6 protein-coding genes are annotated in these 4267 nt (G+C 68.9%); 4 read left to right on the top strand and 2 right to left on the bottom strand.

The genetic code is table 11. The annotated features are described in order from the left end of the window. The first annotated feature begins 105 nt into the window (after positions 1 to 105). A complete protein-coding gene (locus tag E0T84_RS31400; RefSeq protein ID WP_070184704.1) occupies positions 106 to 456 on the top strand; it encodes a metallopeptidase family protein in 351 nt (116 codons plus the stop codon). Positions 457 to 515: 59 nt separating this feature from the next. Then, positions 516 to 713, top strand: coding sequence for a hypothetical protein (locus tag E0T84_RS31395; protein WP_075909224.1), 198 nt, complete (start codon positions 516 to 518; stop codon positions 711 to 713). Here the strand turns inward: E0T84_RS31395 and E0T84_RS31390 are convergent. Both E0T84_RS31390 and pheA read right to left on the bottom strand, forming a co-directional pair. After that, entirely contained in the window at positions 710 to 1399 is a 690-nt protein-coding gene (locus E0T84_RS31390; protein ID WP_138746410.1) for a histidine phosphatase family protein, read from the bottom strand. The two genes, E0T84_RS31395 and E0T84_RS31390, sit on opposite strands and share 4 nt — an antisense overlap. Beyond that, a complete protein-coding gene (pheA, locus tag E0T84_RS31385) occupies positions 1396 to 2340 on the bottom strand; it encodes a prephenate dehydratase (RefSeq protein WP_075909225.1) in 945 nt (314 codons plus the stop codon). The genes E0T84_RS31390 and pheA overlap by 4 nt, the downstream gene beginning before the upstream one ends. A gap of 141 nt (positions 2341 to 2481) precedes the next feature. On the opposite strand from pheA, the gene E0T84_RS31380 reads away from it, so the two are divergent. Both E0T84_RS31380 and E0T84_RS31375 read left to right on the top strand, forming a co-directional pair. Then, complete coding sequence (locus tag E0T84_RS31380; RefSeq protein ID WP_070184700.1) at positions 2482 to 3276, top strand: DUF2470 domain-containing protein; 795 nt, start codon at positions 2482 to 2484, stop codon at positions 3274 to 3276. Positions 3277 to 3322: 46 nt separating this feature from the next. Next, on the top strand, positions 3323 to 4087 hold the full coding sequence (locus tag E0T84_RS31375; RefSeq protein WP_070184699.1) for a CPBP family intramembrane glutamic endopeptidase: 765 nt from the start codon (positions 3323 to 3325) through the stop codon (positions 4085 to 4087). Positions 4088 to 4267: the final 180 nt, after the last annotated feature.

The raw sequence follows: 4267 nt of genomic DNA, 5'->3' as shown, positions 1-4267 counted from the left end.
GCCCCGGCCCCCGAGCAGGCTCCGCCACCGGTTCCCGACGGCGGACCGCCGCCTCCCGGGCCGCCGCCGGGCGAGCCGGTGCCCGTACCACCGGGGCCGTAACCCGTGCCGGTGCGGATGAGCTCGCAGCGGTTCGACGAGTTGGTATCCGACGCCCTCGACCTGATCCCGCCGCGATTGGCTGCCGCGATCGACAACGTCGTGATCCTGGTCGAGGATCGCGATCCCGACGAGCCCGAGATCCTCGGCCTGTACCGGGGAGTCGCGCTGACCGAGCGGGATTCCTGGTACGCCGGGTCGTTGCCGGACACCATCACGATCTACCGCGAGGCCCTGCTCGATTTCTGTGACAGCGAGTCCGCCGTGGTCGACGAGGTGGCGATCACGGTGATCCACGAGATCGCGCACCATTTCGGGATCGACGACGAGCGGCTCCACGAATTGGGTTGGGGCTAGGGCCCGACAGACCCGCGCGGCAACCACGTTTTGTCGGCCCGCAGTGCTATCAACGGGCTATGACCATCCAGTGCCGGGAGTGCGCAGCCGGTCTGGAGCATTGCCACGGCACCGTGATACATCACGTCCGGTACCGCATGGAGTGCACCGACCCCGGCTGCACCACACCGGAAATAGCGCATACCTTCAGCATCGACTGTGAGGCGGTGGGCTGTACGTGTGCCGACGAGAGCGTGCTCTCGATCCGGCACGCCTAGCCCATCGGGTCGGTTTCGGACGTCACCGCGTCCGCGACGGGGGTGGCATCGGGCTCCGGATAGAACGGCGGTGTCACCGACGCCCACTGCACGCAGCTCCAGCGCCCGTCGGTGACCGGCGCCAGCACAATCGATTCGGTGTTGGCCAGATGATGGTCGAGGGCGAAGGTGCCGTCGACGCCGGCCAGCACCGCGGCCACCAATCGGATCGCCGCGCCGTGGCTCACCAGCACGATGTCGCTCTTGAACTCGTGGTCGTCGAGATAGCGCAGCCGCAGTTCGGTCAGTACGGGCACGTACCTGCCGAGGACGGCCTCGGCGCTCTCACCGCCCGGCATCGGCACATCCAGTTCACCGCGATGCCAGCGTTCGTAGATCCGGTTGAACTCGGCAACCGCGCCGTCGTCGCTGCGGTCTTCCAGCTCACCGACCTGAACTTCGTGGACGCCTTCGAATTCGAATGGCACCAGGCCGGTTTCGGTACCGATACCGGCAGCTGTCTGCGCTGCCCGTCGCGCCACCGAGTGAGCCAGGATCGACGGACGCTGACCGAGTGTTCCGGCGAACCGGCGCGCCTGGTCGTGACCGAGGTCGGTCAATTCGGCACCGGGCGGGCGGGTGTCCAGACGCCGTGCCACGTTGCCGTGGGACTGGCCGTGACGGACGAGTATCAGCCGTCCGCTCATGAGCCCCCCGTCCCGTCACGCAAACCCGTCAACCAACGTGTGGCCTCGTCCAGACGCGGCGGGGGCGCGCCCGCGCTCGCTCCGGTCGGCCAAGAACCCAGATATCGCACATCGGTACAACGTCGATGCAGCGCTTTGAGTGCCTCGGCCACTGAATCGTCATCGATGTGCCCCACGCAGTCGAGGAAGAACATGTATGTGCCCAGCCCGGTTCTGGTGGGGCGGCTTTCGATCCGGGTGAGGTCGATGTCGCGGATCGAGAATTCCGTCATCGCGGTGACCAGCGCGCCCGGGGTGTTGTCCAGGCGCAGCACCACCGAGGTGCGGTCGGCGCCGGTGGCCGGCGGCGGCACGCCGGGCAGGCCGACGAGGACGAACCGGGTTCGGGCGTTGGCCTCGTCGACGACGTCGGCCGCCAGGGTGTCGAGTCCGTAGCGCTCGGCGGCCAGCCGCGTGCTCACCCCGGCATCGGCGTGGCCATCGGCGACCTCCTGGGCGGCCGCGGCGTTGGAGGTGGCCGGCACGATCGCGGCGCCGGGCAGGTTGGCGGCCAGCCATTGACGCACCTGGGCGAGCGCGACCGGGAAGGCGGCCACCGTCTGCACCGGCCCGCTGTGCCCGGCCCGGGTGACGATGGCGAACGCCACGTCGAGGATCAGCTCGGCGTAGATCTGCAGTGGCTTGCCGACGGCCAGGCTGTCCAGGGTGGGCAGCACCGAGCCCTCGATCGAATTCTCGATCGGCACACACGCGTAGTCGGCCCTGCCGTCCCGGACCGCTGCCAGCGCACCCGGGGTGCTGTCGGTCAGTACCGCGGTGAAGCCGGCCTTCGCATCATTGGCCGCCGCCTGCACGCCGGGCACCATTTCCCGCGTCACCATCTGCAATAACGCCACTTCAGTAAAGGTTCCCTCGGGTCCGAGGTAGGCGATGCGCGGCACATCCCAACCCTATCGGGTCGAGGCTGCGCGATCGGTTGATGACGATGCCACCGGTGTTTCACGGGAGGCCTTGCCGGTATCGCCGACCACAGTTAAGTTAGGCTTACCTCACTTCATTACCTCACCCACGAAGGCGGCGAGATGGCCATTGCGACACCGACGACAGCCGAGCGGATCCGCAGCGCATGCGCACGAGGCGGCGGAGCGATGGTCGCGGTCGAGGGCATCGAACCGGTCGCCTCACCCGTCCATCACCTGCTCGATGACGGCTCCTTCGCGATCACCGTCCCCGAGACGAGCCCGCTGGCCGGCATGGCGATGTCGGCAGGCTCGGCCGGCGTCCAGGCCGTGCTGGAGATGACCGACTATGCCCCGCTGCCGCTACGCGAACCGGTGCGTTCCCTGGTGTGGATCCGTGGCCGCCTCCAGCACGTACCGTCCGCAGAGGTCGCGGCCATGCTGGATCTGGTCGCAACCGAGAACCCGAACCCGGCTCTGCTGCAGGTGAATTCCAGCGCCGCCGCGGACGGGGAGAACGACGACGACAACTACACACTGATGCGCCTGGAGATCGAGTCGGTGGTGGTGGCCGATTCCACCGGCGCCGAAGCGGTGGGCCTGGGCGCGCTGTTGCAGGCCCGCCCCGATCCGTTCTGCGCGATGGAATCCGGATGGCTGCAGCACATGGAGTCCTCACACCGCGATGTGGTGGAGCGCCTGGCCACCCGGCTGCCGATGACGCTGCGCCAGGGCCGGGTCCGGCCGCTGGGCCTGGACCGGTACGGCGTGCAGCTGCGAGTGGAAAACGAACACGGCGACCATGACGTGCGGTTGCCGTTCCCGAAGCCGGTCGACGACGTCACCGGGCTGAGCCAGGCCATCCGCGTCCTGATGGGCTGCCCGTTCCTCAACGGCCTGCGGGCGCGCCGAATCTGACCCGCACCATCGGCCCCGAGGCTGCGGCGCCGCTACCGTTGCTCCGGTGACCGCGCCCCAGGAGCACCGCGAGCCCCAGCGTCGCACGCTCAAGATCGAGATCGCCGTCGTGCTGGCGGTGACGTTCGGGCTCAGCGCCTACACCGCGGGGCTGCGGCTTGTCGAAGCCGTACTGCTCGGCCTGTCCGGCCAAACCGTCGCGCTCAATCCCAAACGCTCCCAGTTCGACCTGATCGACCTCGGCCTGCACCTGGCGGTGGTACTGCAGCTGCTGGCCTGGGGCGCGCTGGCGCTGTACCTGTTGTGGCGCAGCGGTTTCGGACCGCGCGCTATCGGGCTGTCGCGTCCGCAGTGGCGCGCCGACGGCCTGGGTGGCCTGGGCCTGGCGTTGCTCATCGGGCTGCCCGGCCTGGGCTTCTACGTACTGGCCCGCGTTCTGGGCCTGAGCGCCGACGTCGAGCCCGCCGAGCTGTACGACACGTGGTGGCGCATCCCGATGCTGCTCGGCGTGGCGTTCGCCAACGGCTGGGCCGAGGAGATCATCGTGGTGGGGTTCCTGCTGACCCGGCTGCGCCAGCTGGATGTGAGCCCCGGGCGGGCACTCGTCCTGTCAAGCCTGTTGCGCGGCGCGTATCACCTCTACCAGGGCTACAGCGCCGGGCTCGGGAATCTGGTGATGGGCTTGGTGTTCGGCTATGCCTGGCAGCGCACCGGGCGGTTGTGGCCGCTGATCATCGCCCACACCTTGATCGACGCGGTGGCGTTTGTCGGCTACGCGCTGGTTGCAGATCATCTGAGCTGGCTGCGATAGCGCGTCCAGCACGTACATTTCTGCTGTGGACGACTTCACCGCCTCAGGGCGACCTCCCGACCCGCGCTCGCGGCGTCCGGGACCGCGCCGCCGTGACGCCGAGCCGTCCCAGGTCATCCGCCGGGACCCGAATTACCGCCCGGCCTGGCCGCCGAATCCGCCCACCCCGCCGCGTACCCC

The sequence above is a fragment of the Mycobacterium sp. DBP42 genome (assembly GCF_005924235.1).
GTDB lineage: Bacteria > Actinomycetota > Actinomycetes > Mycobacteriales > Mycobacteriaceae > Mycobacterium > Mycobacterium syngnathidarum.
The sequence above is the reverse complement of the archived record's forward strand: the minus strand, read 5'-3'. Positions and strand labels throughout refer to the sequence as shown.